At 44.2% G+C, this 18,301-nt stretch carries 19 protein-coding genes and 1 tRNA gene; 17 read left to right on the top strand and 3 right to left on the bottom strand.

The features are described 5' to 3' along the window. The first annotated feature begins 174 nt into the window (after positions 1 to 174). From IBX40_01110 to IBX40_01030, 17 genes are all read left to right on the top strand, one after another. Positions 175 to 3,354: an isoleucine--tRNA ligase gene (locus IBX40_01110; GenBank protein ID MBE0522929.1), complete on the top strand. Its 3,180-nt coding sequence runs from the start codon at positions 175 to 177 to the stop codon at positions 3,352 to 3,354. Further along, positions 3,351 to 4,001, top strand: a complete 651-nt coding sequence (locus tag IBX40_01105; protein ID MBE0522928.1) for a DUF115 domain-containing protein — start codon at positions 3,351 to 3,353, stop codon at positions 3,999 to 4,001. Before IBX40_01110 ends, IBX40_01105 begins: the two co-directional genes overlap by 4 nt. Before the next feature lie 62 nt (positions 4,002 to 4,063). Next, complete coding sequence (locus IBX40_01100; GenBank protein MBE0522927.1) at positions 4,064 to 4,783, top strand: RNA methyltransferase; 720 nt, start codon at positions 4,064 to 4,066, stop codon at positions 4,781 to 4,783. A 96-nt stretch (positions 4,784 to 4,879) separates the two neighbouring features. After that, positions 4,880 to 4,951: transfer RNA gene (locus IBX40_01095), tRNA-Gly, on the top strand. Between the two features lie 59 nt (positions 4,952 to 5,010). Then, the gene (locus tag IBX40_01090; GenBank protein MBE0522926.1) at positions 5,011 to 6,303 is read left to right on the top strand and encodes an amidohydrolase family protein; all 1,293 of its coding nucleotides are present in this window, start codon (positions 5,011 to 5,013) and stop codon (positions 6,301 to 6,303) included. A gap of 49 nt (positions 6,304 to 6,352) precedes the next feature. Continuing rightward, a complete protein-coding gene (locus IBX40_01085; protein MBE0522925.1) occupies positions 6,353 to 7,585 on the top strand; it encodes an adenosylhomocysteinase in 1,233 nt (410 codons plus the stop codon). A 197-nt stretch (positions 7,586 to 7,782) separates the two neighbouring features. Then, positions 7,783 to 8,697: a tetrahydromethanopterin S-methyltransferase subunit E gene (locus tag IBX40_01080; GenBank protein MBE0522924.1), complete on the top strand. Its 915-nt coding sequence runs from the start codon at positions 7,783 to 7,785 to the stop codon at positions 8,695 to 8,697. After that, the gene (locus IBX40_01075) at positions 8,694 to 9,419 is read left to right on the top strand and encodes a tetrahydromethanopterin S-methyltransferase subunit D (protein MBE0522923.1); all 726 of its coding nucleotides are present in this window, start codon (positions 8,694 to 8,696) and stop codon (positions 9,417 to 9,419) included. Before IBX40_01080 ends, IBX40_01075 begins: the two co-directional genes overlap by 4 nt. Further along, positions 9,416 to 10,258 (top strand): tetrahydromethanopterin S-methyltransferase subunit C, encoded by an 843-nt coding sequence (locus IBX40_01070; GenBank protein MBE0522922.1) that lies wholly within the window; start codon positions 9,416 to 9,418, stop codon positions 10,256 to 10,258. Before IBX40_01075 ends, IBX40_01070 begins: the two co-directional genes overlap by 4 nt. Then, positions 10,255 to 10,575: a tetrahydromethanopterin S-methyltransferase subunit B gene (locus IBX40_01065; protein ID MBE0522921.1), complete on the top strand. Its 321-nt coding sequence runs from the start codon at positions 10,255 to 10,257 to the stop codon at positions 10,573 to 10,575. The genes IBX40_01070 and IBX40_01065 overlap by 4 nt, the downstream gene beginning before the upstream one ends. Continuing rightward, positions 10,568 to 11,293, top strand: coding sequence for a tetrahydromethanopterin S-methyltransferase subunit A (locus IBX40_01060; protein ID MBE0522920.1), 726 nt, complete (start codon positions 10,568 to 10,570; stop codon positions 11,291 to 11,293). Before IBX40_01065 ends, IBX40_01060 begins: the two co-directional genes overlap by 8 nt. A 1-nt stretch (position 11,294) precedes the next feature. Beyond that, entirely contained in the window at positions 11,295 to 11,537 is a 243-nt protein-coding gene (locus tag IBX40_01055) for a tetrahydromethanopterin S-methyltransferase subunit F (GenBank protein ID MBE0522919.1), read from the top strand. 1 nt (position 11,538) lies between these two features. Next, positions 11,539 to 11,835 carry a tetrahydromethanopterin S-methyltransferase subunit G gene (mtrG, locus tag IBX40_01050; GenBank protein MBE0522918.1) on the top strand — a complete coding sequence of 99 codons (297 nt, stop codon included), beginning with the start codon at positions 11,539 to 11,541 and terminating at the stop codon, positions 11,833 to 11,835. 6 nt (positions 11,836 to 11,841) lie between these two features. Continuing rightward, positions 11,842 to 12,780 (top strand): tetrahydromethanopterin S-methyltransferase subunit H, encoded by a 939-nt coding sequence (mtrH, locus tag IBX40_01045; GenBank protein MBE0522917.1) that lies wholly within the window; start codon positions 11,842 to 11,844, stop codon positions 12,778 to 12,780. Positions 12,781 to 12,883: 103 nt separating this feature from the next. Next, positions 12,884 to 13,345, top strand: a complete 462-nt coding sequence (locus IBX40_01040; GenBank protein MBE0522916.1) for a 4Fe-4S binding protein — start codon at positions 12,884 to 12,886, stop codon at positions 13,343 to 13,345. Between the two features lie 6 nt (positions 13,346 to 13,351). Then, entirely contained in the window at positions 13,352 to 14,602 is a 1,251-nt protein-coding gene (locus IBX40_01035; GenBank protein MBE0522915.1) for a formylmethanofuran dehydrogenase subunit B, read from the top strand. Beyond that, on the top strand, positions 14,602 to 15,012 hold the full coding sequence (locus IBX40_01030; GenBank protein ID MBE0522914.1) for a formylmethanofuran dehydrogenase: 411 nt from the start codon (positions 14,602 to 14,604) through the stop codon (positions 15,010 to 15,012). The genes IBX40_01035 and IBX40_01030 overlap by 1 nt, the downstream gene beginning before the upstream one ends. 27 nt (positions 15,013 to 15,039) lie before the next feature. Here IBX40_01030 and ilvC read toward each other — a convergent pair whose 3' ends face one another. The 3 genes from ilvC to IBX40_01015 form a co-directional block, all read right to left on the bottom strand. Then, positions 15,040 to 16,038, bottom strand: coding sequence for a ketol-acid reductoisomerase (ilvC, locus tag IBX40_01025; protein ID MBE0522913.1), 999 nt, complete (start codon positions 16,036 to 16,038; stop codon positions 15,040 to 15,042). Between the two features lie 69 nt (positions 16,039 to 16,107). After that, positions 16,108 to 16,602 carry an acetolactate synthase small subunit gene (gene ilvN, locus IBX40_01020; GenBank protein MBE0522912.1) on the bottom strand — a complete coding sequence of 165 codons (495 nt, stop codon included), beginning with the start codon at positions 16,600 to 16,602 and terminating at the stop codon, positions 16,108 to 16,110. Continuing rightward, the gene (locus IBX40_01015) at positions 16,599 to 18,299 is read right to left on the bottom strand and encodes an acetolactate synthase large subunit (GenBank protein ID MBE0522911.1); all 1,701 of its coding nucleotides are present in this window, start codon (positions 18,297 to 18,299) and stop codon (positions 16,599 to 16,601) included. The genes ilvN and IBX40_01015 overlap by 4 nt, the downstream gene beginning before the upstream one ends. Positions 18,300 to 18,301 lie beyond the last annotated feature (2 nt).

Raw genomic sequence — 18,301 nt, 5'->3', positions numbered from 1 at the left:
TCTCATTAGAAGAAATGCAAATTGTCAAAAACCACAATAAAACTTTTTATACTAATACCCTGTCTAAAAACGGTATAACATGGCTGAAAATAATAGTAAACAGAACATAATTGTAAGAGTAATGATTACTACCTACTCTATTCATAATAATGTATCTTATCCGGAGAATCGGGAATGATAAAAGAAATCACAACTAAGTATGACGCAAAAAAGTTAGAAAAAGACATTCAAAAGTATTGGGATTCAATTGATGCATATCCAAAGACCAGGCAATTGAGAGCTGGTGATACAGACTTTTATTTTGTAGACGGCCCACCCTATACTACAGGCCATATCCATCTTGGGACTGCCTGGAACAAGATAATTAAGGATTCAATTTTACGTTACAAGACTATGAATCATTTTCATGTCCGGGATCGGGCCGGGTGGGATATGCATGGGCTTCCCATTGAGGTCAAAGTTGAAGAATTGCTTGGTTTTAAGTCCAAAAAGGATATCGAAGAGTACGGAGTAGAGCGATTCATAGAAAAATGCAGGCAATTTGCACTGGACCATAAGAATGATATGACCCAGCAGTTCAAGGATCTTGGTGTCTGGCTGAACTGGGAAAACCCTTATATGACCCTTAAGGATGAATATTTAGAAGCAGCATGGTGGACATTAAAACAGGGGTTTGAAAAAGGACTGCTTGAGAAGGGGAAGCGGGTGGTAAACTGGTGTCCAAGATGTGAAACTGCCATTGCAGACAGTGAAGTGGAATACTGGGACAGGGAAGATCCTTCGGTTTATATCAAGTTCAAGGTAAAATCTGAGGATAGTGCTTATATTGTTATCTGGACCACAACACCCTGGACAATTCCTGCCAACATCGCAGTGGCAGTTCATCCAGGTTTTGAATACAGTAAAATAAGGGCATGGAAAGAGGATAAAGCTCAAAGTGATATACTCTATGTGGCTTCAAGTCTTGTGGAGCATGTGCTGAAAGCGGGACGCTATAATGATTTCGAGATATTGGAAAGCATGCTTGGGGAGGATCTGATAAAACTCTCATATGAACATCCTCTTGCTGATAAAGTGCCAGCACAGGCCGAGTTTGAACATAATGTTTATATGGACGATTTTGTGACTGCTGAAAATACAGGTTGCGTACACATAGCTCCAGGTCACGGACTGGACGATTTTGTGTTAGGTGCCAAACACAATCTCCCGATTTTCTGCCCAGTTGGTCCGGACGGCAGATACACATCCGAAGCAGGGGAATATGAGGGCAAATATGTAAAAGAAGCCGATGATCAAGTACTGGATGACCTGGAAGCAAGAGGACGATTACTTAATAAAAGTACTATCTCACATAGATACGGGCACTGCTGGCGCTGCAAGACCCCTATAATTTATCTGGCTACTGAACAGTGGTTCCTTAAAATTTCAGAGATCAAGCAGGAAATGCTGAACGAGATCGAAAAAGTAACCTGGTATCCTGATTGGGCAGGTTCTGCCAGATTCGCGGACTGGGTATCGGGAGCCCGGGACTGGTGCATCAGCCGCCAGCGTTACTGGGGCATTCCACTACCGATATGGGTATGCGAAGCCTGTGGTAAGATAGAGGTTATTGGAACAAAGGAAGAACTCAAACAGCGTTCAGGAGGCCAGGATATATTGGACATGCATAGACCTTATGTGGACACTATTTCTATTGCCTGCACATGCGGCGGTAATATGAACCGGGTTGAGGATGTATTTGATGTATGGTTTGATTCTGCGGTGGCCTCATGGGCGACCCTGAACTATCCCCACGAGCATGAAGATTTCGATAGACTATGGCCTGCAGACTTTATTACTGAAGGTCATGATCAGACGCGGGGCTGGTTCTATTCCCAACTGGGTGCCAGCATGCTGGCGTTCGGAAAGGCACCTTACAAGAACGTATTGATGCACGGGTTCACACTGGATGATTCAGGCAAGAAAATGAGTAAAAGTCTTGGAAATGTGGTGGCTCCCTATGAAGTGATAGACAAGTTCGGAGCCGATGCGCTGAGGTTATATGTACTATCATCCAATGCTCCATGGGAAGATTTAAAGTTCAATTGGGAAGAGGTAAGTACCGTAAGCAGGATGCTTAACATCTTCTGGAATGTTTACCGGTTCCCGCTGCCGTATATGGCAATGGACAATTTCGACCCGGCAAAATCAAGCTACGATACTGTAAAATCTCATTTAAGGCCGGAAGACCGCTGGATTCTGAGCCGGGTAAATTCCTTAGCATCTAAAGTAAGCACTGGTATGGAAGAATATAACCTTCACAGGGCCACCAGGCCTATATCTGATTTTATACTTGAAGATCTTTCAAGATGGTATATACAACTCATCAGGCCAAGAACCTGGGTGGAAAAGGACGATCCCGATAAACTGGCTGCCTACTGGGTGATCTATGAAGTAATGACCAAGCTGGCCAGGATCATATCGCCTTTTACTCCACATCTGTCAGAATCAATATACCAGAATCTGGTAAGAAACCTGGATCCGGACAGTCCTGAATCAATCCATATGTGCGACTGGCCGGTTGCCGATGAAGCATTTATTGATAAAGAACTTGAAACACAGATGGAGATAATCCGCAATATCGTGGAAGCTGTATCCAATGCCAGGCAGAAGGTCAAGCGAAAATTGCGATGGCCTGTAAATAAGATCGTCGTGGCTTCAGAGAATGAAAACGTTGCTTTGGCCGTGGTAACTATGAGAAATGTGCTGCTTGAGCAAACCAATAGTAAGGATGTGATCATACTTGGTGCCGGAGAATTGTGGGACGAATTGGGTATTGAAGTTGTACCGCAGCCAAAAGTTATTGGTCCCACATTTAAAGGAGCTGCTAAAAAGGTAGTATCAGCCCTTGGTTCAACAGATGTCCTGGCACTCAAGGAGGCTTTACTGTCGGATGGACAGTATGAACTGGAAATTCCTGGCGGCACTGCCACTATTACCTCAGACATGGTCAAATTCCAGGAAACCATTCCTGAACATGTGGGCACAGCAGAATTTTCTAATGGTCTGGTATATGTGGATGCCTTACTTACAAGGGAACTGGAATCTGAAGGATATGCCCGTGAGGTTATCAGGCGCCTGCAGGATATGAGAAAGGAACTGGACCTGGAAGTTGAGGCCACGGTAAAAGCCATGGTCCTGATAGAAGATGAAAGGATTTGCGATCTTGTGCTTGATCTGGAACCCCATATAGCAGGAGAAGTCAGGTCAAACCTGCTGGTTATAGGTCTTGATATAATCCCAGAGGGCGAATTGGTCAAGGAGTGGGATGTTGAGGGGACGAGTATGAAAATGAGCATTACAAAATCGTCATGAAATTTGAAGACTGGGAACCCATATATCTGGAAATAATCAGGGATATGGGTTATGACCGTGTAAAGGATGAGTATTCTGCCAGAAAGTTATCAGATATGCTCTCTGGCATGGCCCCATCCGGAATTGTATCGTTAGACAGCCTTCAGGCATTGATCAAAGCAAAAGATGTTTTGATCTGTGGCAATGCATCTACCCTTAAAGCTGAACTGAATGATATTGATTTGATTAATTATTTTATTATAGCTGCCGATGGGGCCACTGAAGTACTTATTAAAAAAGGCGTTGTTCCTGATATCATTGTAACAGACCTGGATGGGGATATTGAAACAGAGATAGAAGCCAGCCGAAAAGGGGCTATTATGGTCGTTCATGCACATGGAGATAATATCCATGTCATCGGCCAGGTATTACCCGGGCTTTACAATATTATTGGTTCTACCCAGGTAGCACCTCTTGAGAATGTGTACAACTTCGGGGGCTTTACAGATGGGGATCGTTGTGTATTTCTTGCACGTAGTTTTTGTGCTTCCAGCATAACAATGATCGGATTCGATTTCGATGACATCAATGTTTCTGCTATTAAAAAGAAAAAATTGGGTTGGGCCAGAAAACTTATTGACATTGCAATGGAAAAAAAACAGTCATGAACAAATAAAAAGAAGTGTTTTGAATCATAACCAATATAACCATCCAGTCTCAAAATCAGAGCATGCATAATTCTGATCTGGAAATACGGGTAGTTCTGGTTGAACCATTATATGAGGGAAATGTAGGTTCCGTTGCCAGGGCTATGAAAAATTTTGGCTTTTCTGATCTGGCTTTGGTCAATCCCCCCCAACTCGAAGGACAAGCCAGGGCTTTTGCAATGCATGCCCGGGACCTTCTCAACAATTCTTCAGTTTTTCCGTCAATTTCTGAAGCAGTAGGGGATTCAAATCTAATAATTGCAGCAACAGGTAAACCCGGGGAAAGAGTTGAAGAACATATCAGGATGCCTGCTTACACCCCTCGTGAGATTGGAAAATTACTGGAAGCAAAAGGGGGATTGGTATCAATCCTGTTTGGAAGGGAAGATAAGGGCTTGAGTAATGCTGAGCTTAAGGGCTGTGATATAATAATGAGTATCCCTACCAGTCTCCAATATCCCAGCATGAACCTTTCTCATGCAGTAGCTGTGGTATTATACGAATTAAGCGATATTAAAGGCGGGGAAATGAGACTTGCAGAGCGTTTTGATCAAAACCTTATGTATGATCATATCCAGGAGATGCTGAATGATATCGATTACCCGGTACACAAGAAAGACAAGACTATATTAATGCTAAGGCGTATCCTTGGCCGCGCAAGGTTATCATCCCGGGAGGTACAGACCATACGGGGTTTGATCAGGAGGATCCAGTATCGATTCAAACACCCTATAGACAAATAAATTGTACAAAAAAATTAATAGTCACATTAAGGTAATTCTACAACCAAAAATCTATATACTATATTCTCCTATGAGGATTCCACTAGATACCATTGTGCGCCGATAGTGTAGTGGCTATCACCGTGGCTTGCCAAGCCATGAACTCGGGTTCGAATCCCGATCGGCGCATGTTTTTAATGGATTTATCAGAAACCTTATTGATTATTGAAACTGTTTATCAGGACTAGATGGCTGATATTCTCATTAAGAACGGTTATGTAATTACAATGGACGGACCTCCTATTAAAAATGGGTGTGTGCTTATAGAAGACAGCAAGATCACCTATGTGGGTAAGGAGGAAAAACTAGCACAAAAAGTGATCGATGCCAACAACTGCGTCGTAATGCCTGGCCTGATCAATACCCATACACATATTGGCATGACGCTTTTTCGCGGTTATGCAGATGATCTGCCTCTAAAACAATGGCTTAAAGATCATATCTGGCCCGCAGAAGCCATGCTCACAGACGAAGACCTGTATATTGGCACCATGCTGGGGTGTGTTGAGATGATAAGATCAGGGACTACAGCTTTTGCAGATATGTATGTCCATGTGGACAGTGTAGCCAGGGCAGTTGAAGAATCAGGGATGAGGGCAGCCCTTTCATACGGCATGATCGACCTGGGAGATAAATCCAGGGCTGATTTCGAATTGGCAGAAGGGACCCGGTTTGTTAAGAAATGGGACGGTGGTGCCGAAGGTCGTATTACCGCAATGTACGGTCCCCATGCCCCAAATACCTGCAGCAGGGAATTCCTGGGGCTTGTAAAGGAACAGGCTCTCAAGGATAATGCCCGCATACATATTCATGTGCTTGAGACCGAGGCTGAACTGAACCAGATGAAAGAGCAGTTCGGGATGTGCAGTGTGAATATGCTGGACGAACTGGGTTTTCTGGGACCTGATGTATTGGCTGCCCACTGCATCTGGCTATCCGGGGGAGACATGGATATCCTTGCCAACAGGAATGTGAATATTGCCCACTGCCCAATTAGCAATATGAAACTGGCATCAGGCATCGCCCCGGTGCCTGAACTGTTAGAACGTGGTGCAAACGTAGCGTTGGGCACGGATGGGTGTGCTTCCAACAACAGCCTGGACATGTTCGAAGAGATGAAAACCACGGCCCTGCTTCATAAAGTAAATTCCATGGATCCTACGACTTTACCGGCTGAAAAAGTATTGAAAATGGCAACCTTAAATGGTGCAAAGGCTCTGGGGGTCCCGGTCGGAGTATTAAAACCAGGCATGTTAGCAGATATGATAATAGTGGATATGAATAAACCCCATTTACTTCCAGTCCATAATCCAATATCCCATCTTGTATATGCCGCCAGAGGCTCTGATGTGAAGACTACGATTGTGAATGGAAATATTTTGATGGAAGATGGAGTGGTCAAATCCATAGACCAGGTAAAAGTTATGGAAGAGGCAGCCGTTGCAGCTGAAAAGCTAATCCAGAGAGTGAAAAAAGAATAATTAATAAATAAATGATTTTATTTTTACAATTTTTCAAGGAGAAACATGAATGACTGAAACATTGATCGAATCAGGGAATATGAAGATCGAATGGGCAAAGAACCATATGCCTGTACTGGCAAAGGTCAGAGAGGATTTTATCAAAACACAGCCCCTTTCAGGCCATATTGTGGGAATGGCCCTGCACGTGGAAGCAAAAACAGCAGTACTGGTTGAGACCCTGGCAGCGGGGGGCGCAGAAGTGGCTATAACAGGCTGTAATCCCCTGAGTACACAGGATGATGTGGCAAGGGCTCTTGACACCAGGGAGAATATTTCTTGTTATGCAAAATATGATTGTTCTGATAAGGAATATTATAGTGCCATTGATGCCGTACTTGACCATAAACCAGATATCACCATTGATGATGGTGCTGACCTTATTTTTAAACTTCACACAGAAAAACAGGAACTGATGCCGAACATCCTGGGTGCATGTGAAGAGACCACAACTGGCATCCATAGACTGAAATCAATGGAAAGGGACGGTGTTTTGAAGATCCCTGTGATCGCCGTGAACGATGCTATGACAAAATTCCTGTTCGATAATCGCTATGGTACCGGGCAGTCCAGCTGGGATGGTATAATACGCACCACAAACCTCCTGGTCGCCGGTAAGAACGTTGTGATTGCAGGATACGGCTGGTGTGGTAAAGGTGCTGCCATGCGTGGGGTGGGTCTTGGTGCAAATATGATCGTAACTGAAGTAGACCCGATCCGTGCCTTAGAGGCCAAGATGGATGGTTATCGTGTAATGCCAATGATCGAAGCTGCGGTAATTGGCGAGATCTTTGTTACCACCACCGGCAATGTGGATATCCTGACAAAGGAACACTTCGAATTAATGCCTGACGGGGCCATACTTGCCAATTCCGGGCATTTTAATGTGGAGATAAATCTTGACCATTTAAAAGAAATGGCCATTTCAATCCGGAAAGTGCGCAATAACATAACCGAATACGACCTGGGTGGGCGGCGGATAAATGTGCTGGCAGACGGGCGGCTTGTAAATCTCGCTGCCGGGGACGGCCATCCTGCAGAAGTAATGGATATGAGTTTTGCTAACCAGGCATTGAGTGTTGAGTATATTTCCAAAACCAGGCTTACACCAGGTGTACATCCTGTGCCAAATGATATAGATATGAAAGTAGCTGAACTCAAACTTGAGGCCCTTGATATAAGAATCGACACCCTCAAACCCCATCAGTATGAATATATGGAAGGATGGGATATAGGGACTTGAGGTTTTTGCTTTTTTTATTGATACGCCAATTAGTCCACCGCATATTAATTTAGAAAAGTTTATAAAGGATTTCTGGTAATCCAATATAAAATAAACTAGTATATACTAGTTTTTGGACATGAGATATGGGATCTGGATTTTTTTGGATAGAAAGATCTCATTGATTACAATTATAAGTATAGGAGGATGAAAATAGAATGACTGATCCAATAATTATGGATATGGGCATTGTTGCGCTGACTGGGGCTCTGGCCACTATCGCAGGTGCAGCCGAAGATCTGGAATCAGATGTCGGCTCCCAGAGTAACCCTAACTCTCAGGTGCAACTTGCTGCTCAAATGAACTTCCCCCATAGGATCTTTAACAAAGCCATTTCAGGAGAACCGGTATCTTACGGCCTATTTTGTGCCACCGGTGGGACGATGGCTTCAGTATTGATCGCTAAGGAAATGTCAGTGATATTTGCTATCGCAATCGGTGCATTTATTGCTGCACTTGTACTCGGATTATTCTCAATTACGGCGCATTTAGGGCGTTGTGCAAGTCAAAAACGTTTCAAACAACCGATATACATGGACATGGTAACAGGGCACATCCCTGTAATTATGGGACATGGATTTATTGCAGTGTTTTGTATAGTGAGTTTTTCATTTATAATGGACCATTTTATGGGACACCCATTCCCACTGCCGCTATTGGCATTACTTTGGGGAATAACAGCAGGAGCCATTGGCTCATCAACAGGTGATGTCCATTATGGTGCGGAAAGAGAGTTCCAGCAACAGGAATTTGGTGCCGGATTAAATGCTGCATTCTCAGGGAATATTGTAAGAAAAGCCGAATCTGGTCTTAGAAACGGTATGGATAATGTCTGGGCATGCGCTAAGTTTGGCGGCCCAATGACAGGACTGGCACTTGGCCTGACTGTGTTCCTGGACAACTGGAGATCAACAATTTTCAGTGGAATGGATCCGGTTCCCGGGAGCATCAATGCTATTATTACGGGAATAATAATCGTCTTGATCCTGATACTTGCCAATAGGCTTGTTGAGGTAAAAGCCAGAAAGGCATACGGTCCATATAAGGAGGAAAGTGGAGGTGTAACCGCATGATCGATCCAGTAACAACAATTTTCTTAATAACTCTGGGAGGTGTCCTGGTAGGTTTGGGAGTTCATTTCATACCAGTGGGAGGAGCCCCTGCGGCAATGGCCCAGGCAACTGGTGTGGGTACAGGTACTGTACAGCTGGCAGCCGGAGCAGGTCTGACCGGTCTTATCAGTGCCGGATTTATGTATAATTCATTAGCAACTCCGGCAGGACTCACTAATTCCAATATGATCCTGGTATTGGCATCAGGAGCTGTAGGTGCTATGATCATGATCACAGTTACGATGTTTATTGGCCAGCTTGTATATGTTTATGGTGTGGGTGTACCACCCGTTTCAGCAAAGGTAAAGAAAGATCCCATAACCGGTGATGTTCAGGATATATACGTATCAAAAGGGACGGAAGGCCATGGTGTTCCTACAGTAAGCTTTGTGAGCGGTGCCATCGGCGGTCTCCTGGGAGGAGTTGGCGGTTCATTGATCTATGTTCAATTGATGAATATCGGAGGCGATTATACTAATTCGGGTATTGTTGCCCTTGCAGCTATATTTGCAACTGGTGTATTCTACGTGAATTCTGTTATTGCATCGTACAATATAGGCGGTACCATTGAAGGATTCCATGACCCGAAATTCAAGCGGGTACCAAAGGCAATCATTGCATGCCTGGTGGCTTCACTACTCTGTGCAGTAATAGCTTTCCCCATCATGGGAGGTGTTAGCTGATGTCAACTGCAGCAGGCGGACCCGCATCAGGCGGGATCTCACCAAATAATGTCATTGTACTTGGAGCAGTAGGCGGACTTGCCGGTATATACCTGACTTTATTAAATCAGAATCTGGATACTACCATATTCTCCTTCATGGCAGGTATAGGTGCTATACTGGCTGCAGTATGGGGTGCTGATGCAGTACGCCGGGTATGCAGTTACGGTCTTGGTACAGGTGTGCCTTCCATTGGTATGCTTGCCCTGGGTATGGGTATTGTTGCGGCTATGTTCGGATTATCATTACCTGAATCAGGTCTTATTGCATTGCCGGCAGCATCAGGTCCCATAATCTCATTTATTACAGCTTCTATTATCGGGCTGATAATAGGGTTAATGGCAAATAAGATCCTGAAAATGAACATACCCATTATGGAAAAATCAATGGTAGAGATCGCAGGTGCTGGTTGTCTTGTCATGATAGGGCTAAGCGTTGTCATTGCCGGAGATTTCAGATTTGATGAGGGTATTGTACCCGGAGTTATTACGACCGGTTATATTGCTCTCGTGTTTATAGGTGGAGCAATGGCAATACTGCATCCTTTCAATGCCTGCCTGGGGCCTGATGAGACCCAGTACAGGACACTGCATGTTGCGGTGGAAAAAGGATCTCTTATGATGGTACTTGCCGGAGTGGCTTCATTAACTGTTATCGATGCAGTCTCCAGTGCATTGACCATTGTAGTGGGTTTGATAATATTCGTAGTATACTTTAAGAAGTTCATGGCTGACACTCACCATGATGCATACCTGGTCACAGGGACAGGATTACTGCCAACAGAGGAGGAACTGGAATGAGCCACGTTAGAGTTGCACCTGAATTCCACCTGATACTTGAGCCCATGAGCGGAATTCTGGCAAAGGAAAGAGAAGATATATTGGAATACTCCCTTGACGGGATATCCACCTATGTGGATGAACTTAATAAGATAGCAGATGATATGATGAACCAGCTGGGTCCTGATAAAAAGCTTATGGCATCATTCCCCGGTCGAGAGAAAGCCGCAGTCACTGCCGGAGTCTGGACAAATATTTTCTATGGTTTCATAGGAGGATTGATCCTCATGTTCATGGTGGCCTTGATGATAAAACTGGGAGGTGTTATAAGTGGCTGATAAAAAAGAACCAGCTGTAGGGTGGCCGGTCATGAAAGGGGAATACGAAATTGGTAATCCCCATGATTGTGTGGCTGTTATCACCTGCGGTTCCCATCTGGCTGCAGGACCCTATCTGTCTGCAGGGGCTTCTATTACAGGTCCCTGCAAAACAGAGAATATAGGTATCGAAAAAGTGGTCGCAAATATAATCTCAAATCCAAATATCAGGTTCCTTCTGGTTACGGGTTCTGAGGTCAAAGGTCATATTACCGGTGATGCCGTGGTCAAGATCCATGCCAATGGTACGTTTGAGAACAGGATCGTGGATGCCGTAGGAGCCATTCCATATATCGAAAACCTGACAGAGGAGGCAATTGCCAGATTCCAGGAACAGGTCGAATGTATCAATCTGATCGATACTGAGGATGAAGGAAAGATTACCAGCAAGATCAAGGAACTGGCTGCCAGGGACCCGGGAGCCTTCGACGCCGACCCAATGATCATTGAGATCAAGGAGGAAGGTGCAGAAGAAGAAGAAGGTGCAGGAATGAGGCCAATGGCTGCAGAGGTCGCCATGATACAGGCAAGGATGCGTTTAATTCAGGCCCAGACAACAGATATGGGCAATTTAAACAAATTCGCATCAGGTGTGTATTCTGGTAAGATCGAAGGTGCTATGATAGGCATAACCCTGACCCTGGGAACTCTTGGTCTTTTGATCTTGGGAGGTGTGTAATATGAATGATGAGATCGCTGAATCACCCCAGGAATTTGAGTACGGAAAAGGAGTACCCATGGTGGTAAATCCTTCTCTGCCTGTATTTGATATGATAACAAAAGATATCAGGTACAAGGGGCAGCTTATTGCCAGGAACCAGAAACTGGATTCAGGCGTTGGTGTTGCCTACAAAGGTGTTATTCTTGGATTCATATTTGCTGTAATAATGATCGGATTGCCCATAATTGCGGGAGGTATTTAACATGGCTGAAAATACTGTTCCGGAGATTATTGTTGATCCGACAGATTATCGAGAGGTCATAAAAAAGCTTGACCTGATCGATGAAAAAATTGAATTCACACATAGTGAGATGCAGCAAAGGATCGGTAAACGAATAGGCAGAGATATAGGAGTTCTATACGGCATTTGTATAGGACTGATAATTGTCGTAATATATCTATTGATTATTACGGCATTGGGTTTGTCACCGTCTGCACCAGTTCAATTGCAGAGTGGAGAATCCCTTTTCGAAGGTATAATAAGAATTTTGTTGAGGTGATAGTATATGTTCAGATTTGATAAGAAACAGGAAGTGTTTGAGTTCGGCGGCACTAAAATGGGCGGCCAACCAGGAGAATATCCTACAGTGCTCATCAGTACCATGTTCTATGGCAGACATAAGATCGTGAGTGATGAAGACAAGGGAATATTCGACGCTAACGCAGCTGAGGAATTGTGGAAAATCCAGCAGGAGATGGGCGATATAACGGGTTTACCGTACATCAACCAGATCGTCGGTGAAACACCTGAAGCGATCAAGAAATTCATCGACTGGTTTGTTGAGATCGATGATTCCACAGCCTTTTTGATCGATTCATCAGCTGGTGATGTAAGGGCTGCAGCAGCCAAGTATTGTACAGAGATCGGAGTGGCGGACAGGGCCATACACAACTCCATCAATGCAAGTGTAAATGAAGAAGAGATCGCAGCGGTAAGGGATAGCGACCTGGATGCTGCAATTGTGCTTGCATTCAATGCCACGGACCCCTCAGTAAAGGGTAAAATGGACATCCTGGAAATAGGAGGTACCGGTCAGGAAAAGGGTATGCTTGACGTGGCCAGGGACTGCGGTATTACCAGGCCCATAATTGATGTGGCTGCTATGCCGCCAGGTGCAGGATCTGGTGCTACCATCAGGTCGATCATGGCTGTTAAAGGACATCTGGGACTGCCAACAGGTGGCGGTTTCCATAACATGGCATCTGCATGGGACTGGCTCAAGAAGTTCAAGAAAGAACACAAGGAAGCCTACATGCCCACAGATATAGGTACAAACCTGGTCGCCCAGGTCGTTGGTGCAGATTGTTTGTTGTATGGTCCAATCGAAAATGCCAGGTCTGTGTTCCCGGCAGTTGCCCTTGTGGATATCATGCTGGCAGAGACTGCTCATGAACTAGGTATTGAGACACTGGATCCAAACCATCCAATAAATAAACTGGTGTGAAAACACCGGTTTATATTTCTTTTTTTTCTTATTTTTTTTTAAAATTCTACTTACCCTTTAATATTAGTATATTCCTATACCAATGTACATCTGAGGTTACTTCATGACCAGTGCTATGGAAATTTATCAACTGCTTCCAAAAACGAACTGCAAGAAATGCGGTGAATCCACCTGTATGGCATTCGCAGTAGCTTTACTTTCAAGAGCCAAACATTATGAGGAATGTCCCCCTCTCATGGAAGAAGACAAATACCGCGATTTTAACACTAAATTGGAGCAGCTACTGAAACCTCTGGAAGGTGTTGAGGAGACCGGGCTAATCATACATGAAGAACTCTGTTCGGGTTGCGGGAATTGTGTAGTAGCATGTCCCGTGGATGTGGCTAACGATCCTCATGGTTCGGGCAGGGGATTTGGTCCGACCAATGAAAAAGTTATTTTTAGAGTAGTGGATGGCAAAGTGAAGGCAGCAAATATCATGGAATGCAGGCGTTTTGGTAAAGATAAAATTTTATGTAGAGCATGTATAGATCCCTGCCCCACTGAAGCTATAGAGTTTGTATGAGGTATTATGGAGCATTCAGTTACCTGGACCTGCACCGGATGCGCTCTTTTATGTGAGGACATCCAGGTTATTATCAACAACAATAAAATCGAAAAAGTAGAAAATGCATGTCTGAAGGGCAAAGGAAGATTATTCGGGTGCAAACATCCTGCAAGATCTACCATCAATCAGGTAGATGCAGATATTTCAGAAGCCATCAGCCAGGCAGTCAGGATGTTAAAAGAATCCGAACATCCTCTATTGTATGGCTGGAGTAATTCCACATCAGAAGCCCAGTGCGCAGGCATAGAACTGGCACATACCCTGGGTGCTGTCATTGATTCCACGTCATCTTTTTGCCAGGGATTAACCATTAATGAAATTATAACAAACAATCTTCCTGCATGCACACTGGAAGATGTGAGGGAAAAAGCAGATGTGATAATGTATTGGGGTGCTGATCCCATGAGTTCGCATCCTCGCCACCTGTCCAAATATTCATATTATCCAAGAGGGGAGATGCGACAGAGGGGATATGAGGAGGACAGGACCGCAATCTGCATAGATGTCAGGCAGTCCAGGACCGCAAAGATCTGCAAGGATAAGTTCTATATGATACCTGCTAAAGGTGATGCTGAATTTATTAAAGGTCTGATGGATGGACTGTCTGGCAGGGTCCCAAAGTTGGATTATGAATTTGACATAAAAAGAATTCTGGAATTGGCTGCCATATTGAAAAAGGCTGAATTTGGAGTAATATTTGTAGGGTTAGGATTGATCTATTCCATAAAATCCCAGATGCAGCTTTTGCTCGAATTGATAAATAAACTAAATGAGTTTTCAAATTTCTATTTGATCCCCATGGCAGGCCATTTCAATATGCGGGGTTTTAATCATAACATGTTTGAAAAGACAGGATTCGTGCATAGAGTCAAATTCGCAAATGAAGGGATCAGATCCGGTATTGAATTTTCTGTCATTGAACAGCTTAAGAATGGGGCAGATGCTGCTGTAATAGTGGGGTCTGACCCATTGACAAGTCTTCCAACATCTGTTTCAAAGAGATTGAAAAATATTCCCGTAATATTGATAGACCCATGCATGAACCTGACATCAAAAGTAGCAGATATTACAATTCCATGCTCGGTTTCAGGTATTGAAGTCGGTGGAACTGCCATCAGATTAGACGGCCAAACACAGAAAATTTCTTCTTTGATTGAAAGTAGTTGCATGTCTGATGAATTAATTATCAGGCGGATTATAGAGGAGTTGGACTGATGGCTGTCGATATTGGAAAATTTATTAAAGCCCCAGAGTATGATATTATTGTTGTCACACACCGGGATGTATTCCAGGCTTCAATATGTGAAGAAGATCGTTTTGGCATGGAATGCAGGGAAATGTCTGCGGTGATTATTCTTGATAATGCAGAGATGAAGCGTATGGGTATTAGCAATGAATCCAATGTTTTTCTTAAATCAAATTGGGGAAGTGTGGTTGTAAAAGCCCATGCTTCACCTAAGAGTGAGCAAAAAGGTATCGGGTTTATGGTTAATAGTCCCTGGTCCAATGCACTGGTATCTGATGAGACTTCAGATGGCATTCCTGAATTTAAATACATTCATGTGAAAATCACAACTACAAAAGAAGAATTAACAAGCCTTGATGATCTCTTAGCAGGTTTATGAAAAGGGGTATTAGTACCCCTTAAAGTATTATTTATCAGGATTTAGCCATGGCATCATTGCGCGGAGTTCCTTGCCTACCACTTCAATAGGATGGTTATGCTCCTGCCTTTCCAAAGCCTTCAATACAGGTCTATTGGCCTTTCCCTCAAGCACAAACTCCTTTGCAAATTCACCATTCTGGATCCTGTTAAGAGCTTCCTTCATTGCTGCCCTTGATTGCTCATTAATTATCTTAGGTCCAACTGTCATGCCGCCATATTCTGCAGTGTTGGACACAGAATACCACATCCTTGCAAGCCCGCCTTCATGGATCAAATCAACAATAAGTTTCAATTCATGCAAGGTCTCAAAGTATGCAATCTCAGGCTGGTATCCCGCTTCGACAAGGGTCTCGAAAGATGCTTTGATCATGCTTGCACAACCACCGCACAGGTCTACTTGCTCACCGAACAGGTCTGTTTCGGTCTCTTCCAGGAACGTGGTCTCAATTACACCTGCTCTTGTACATCCGATACCTCTTGCATAGGCAAGCCCTGTCTGTTTAGCATTTCCCGTAGCATCCTGATAGACTGCCAATAGTCCTGGTACTCCGTTTCCTTCGGTATATGTTCGCCTTACCAGATGTCCAGGGCTTTTTGGGGCTACCATGAACACATCCACATCGCTGGGAGGTACGATCTGGTTGTAGTGAATATTGAATCCATGTGAAAAACACAATGCATCTCCTGATTTGAGATTAGGTGCAACCTCGGCATCATAGATCCCTGCCGCGATCTCATCTGGTACCAGCATCTGGATAATATCTGCTGCGTCTGCAGCTTCTGCTGGAGTCATTACAGCCAATCCATCAGCTTCAGCCTGTGCCCATGAATTGCTGTCTTTCCTGAGTCCTACAACCACATTCACGCCTGAATCATTAAGATTCTGGGCCTGTGCATGACCCTGACTTCCATAACCAATGACGGCTATGGTCTTGTTTTTCAGGATACCCAGATCGGCATCCGAATCGTAATACATATTTACCATTTATTAACTCTCCTGTACTTGACATTCTAAATTTTAGATGAATTTTACTAATAATTATGGGATAGGCTATTAATCCTGCTTTACTATCTTGGCACCCCTGTTCATTGCTATCTTACCGGTTCGAGCTTCTTCGATAATGCCAAAATTTCGCAAAAGCTGTTCAATGGCTTCGATCTTATCATCAGTTCCGGTAACTGCCACTATAAGACTCTTAACACCAACATCCACGATCTGGGCCCTGAACACATCCACGATCTGCATGATCTCGGAACGGTTTCCTTTATCCACCTTTACCTTGAAAAATGCAAGTTCTCTCTCTATAGTCTCATCAGGTTCCAGGTCACTGACCCTGATGACGTCTATAAGCTTGTTCAATTGTTTTGACACCTGTTCAAGAACATGGTCATTACCTTTGACTACAATGGTCATTCTGGAAATCTCCGGATTGTCTGTGACACCCACAGCCAGACTTTCAATATTATATCCTCTTCTGCTGAACAATCCTGCAACCCTTGTCAGTACACCTGGTTTATTTTCAACTAAAATAGCAAGTGTATGTTTCATTCTTTGACCTCCAGGTCAAGGATCTCATTGATAGCCGCACCTGCCGGAACCATCGGGGAGACGTTTTCCTCCTTCTCGACAACAAAATCTATAACAGTGGGCCTGCCTGAATCCACGGCTTCTTTTAATGCCGGCCTGACCTCATCAGGTTTGGTAACCCTCAGACCCAGTGCTCCGTATGCTTCTGCCAGTTTGACAAAATCCACGCTGCCGTCAATGCATGTGTGGGAATACCTCCGCTCAAAGAATAATTCCTGCCACTGCCTGACCATTCCTAAAAATCCATTATTCAAAATGGCTACAATGACCGGGATTTCGTTCTGGACCACAGTAGCAAGTTCCTGGCTGTTCATCTGGAACGAACCGTCCCCTGCAATATCAAACACAATCTTATCGGGTTGTCCCATCTTTGCTCCCATGGCTGCCGGGAAACCATATCCCATGGTACCTAAGCCCCCTGAAGATATGAATGTCCTTGGTTTGGTGAATTTAAAATACTGGGCCGCCCACATCTGGTTTTGGCCCACTTCTGTTACAATAATACTATCAGGGTACATCTCACTTATCTGTTCAATGATATATTGAGGTTTTAATTTATCATCAGGGATGTAATGAAGAACATACTCTTTTTTCCATTTTTCCCATTTCTTATGCCACTCTTTGGTATTGACATTACCTTGCAGTATCTCTTTAACGAATTCAATAAGCAATTTTAATATGGATTTGGCATTTCCAACAACAGGGATATCTACCCGTACGTTCTTGCTGATCTCTGCAGGATCCACGTCAATGTGAATAATCTTTGCATTGGGAGCAAACGAATCTATCTTGCCCGTGACCCTGTCATCGAACCTGACCCCCACAGCAATCAAAAGGTCGCATTCCTGGATCGCAAAATTAGCGTACTTGGTCCCGTGCATTCCCGGCATCCCTACACACAGGGGATTAGTGTCAGGAAAAGCACCTTTACCCAACAGAGTTGTGGTAACAGGTGCCTCTATCGTCTCTGCCAGTTCAAGCAGTTCGGGGCTGGCGTCGGAAATAATGATGCCCCCACCGACGTAAAGCACAGGTTTTTTAGCTTTGGCAATGGCTTGGGCTGCTCTTTTTATTTGCTGTTTATGACCTGATTTTGTTGGCCTGTACCCGCGAAGATTTACTTCATCCGGATATTTGAAATCAAGTTCGTCCGTGGTAACATCTTTAGGAATATCGACAAGTACAGGCCCAGGTCTTCCCGTGGATGCAATATGGAATGCTTCCTTAATTATTCGGGGCAGGTCCTCCACATCCTGGACAAGATAATTATGTTTGGTAATCGGAAGTGTGATCCCTGTGATATCTGCTTCCTGAAAGGCATCATTCCCCAGCATTGATCTGGGGACCTGGCCCGTGATGGCAACCATCGGTACAGAATCCATGTATGCATTGGCTATACCTGTTACCAGATTAGTAGCTCCGGGCCCTGAAGTAGCCAGGCACACACCCACTTTACCTGTTGCCCTGGCATACCCGTCAGCCGCATGTGCAGCTGCCTGTTCATGCCTGACAAGTATATGTTTGATATCTGAATCGAAAAGCTCATCATAGATGGGTAGCAGTACACCGCCGGGATATCCAAACATCACATCCACTTTTTCGGCGTACAGAGATTCGATAAGGGCTCTAGCCCCGGTCATTCTTGTTTTTTTTCCCATCT

The sequence above is a fragment of the Methanosarcinales archaeon genome, from assembly GCA_014859725.1.
Taxonomy (GTDB): domain Archaea; phylum Halobacteriota; class Methanosarcinia; order Methanosarcinales; family Methanocomedenaceae; genus Kmv04.
This window is presented reverse-complemented; position numbering and strand designations above follow the sequence as displayed.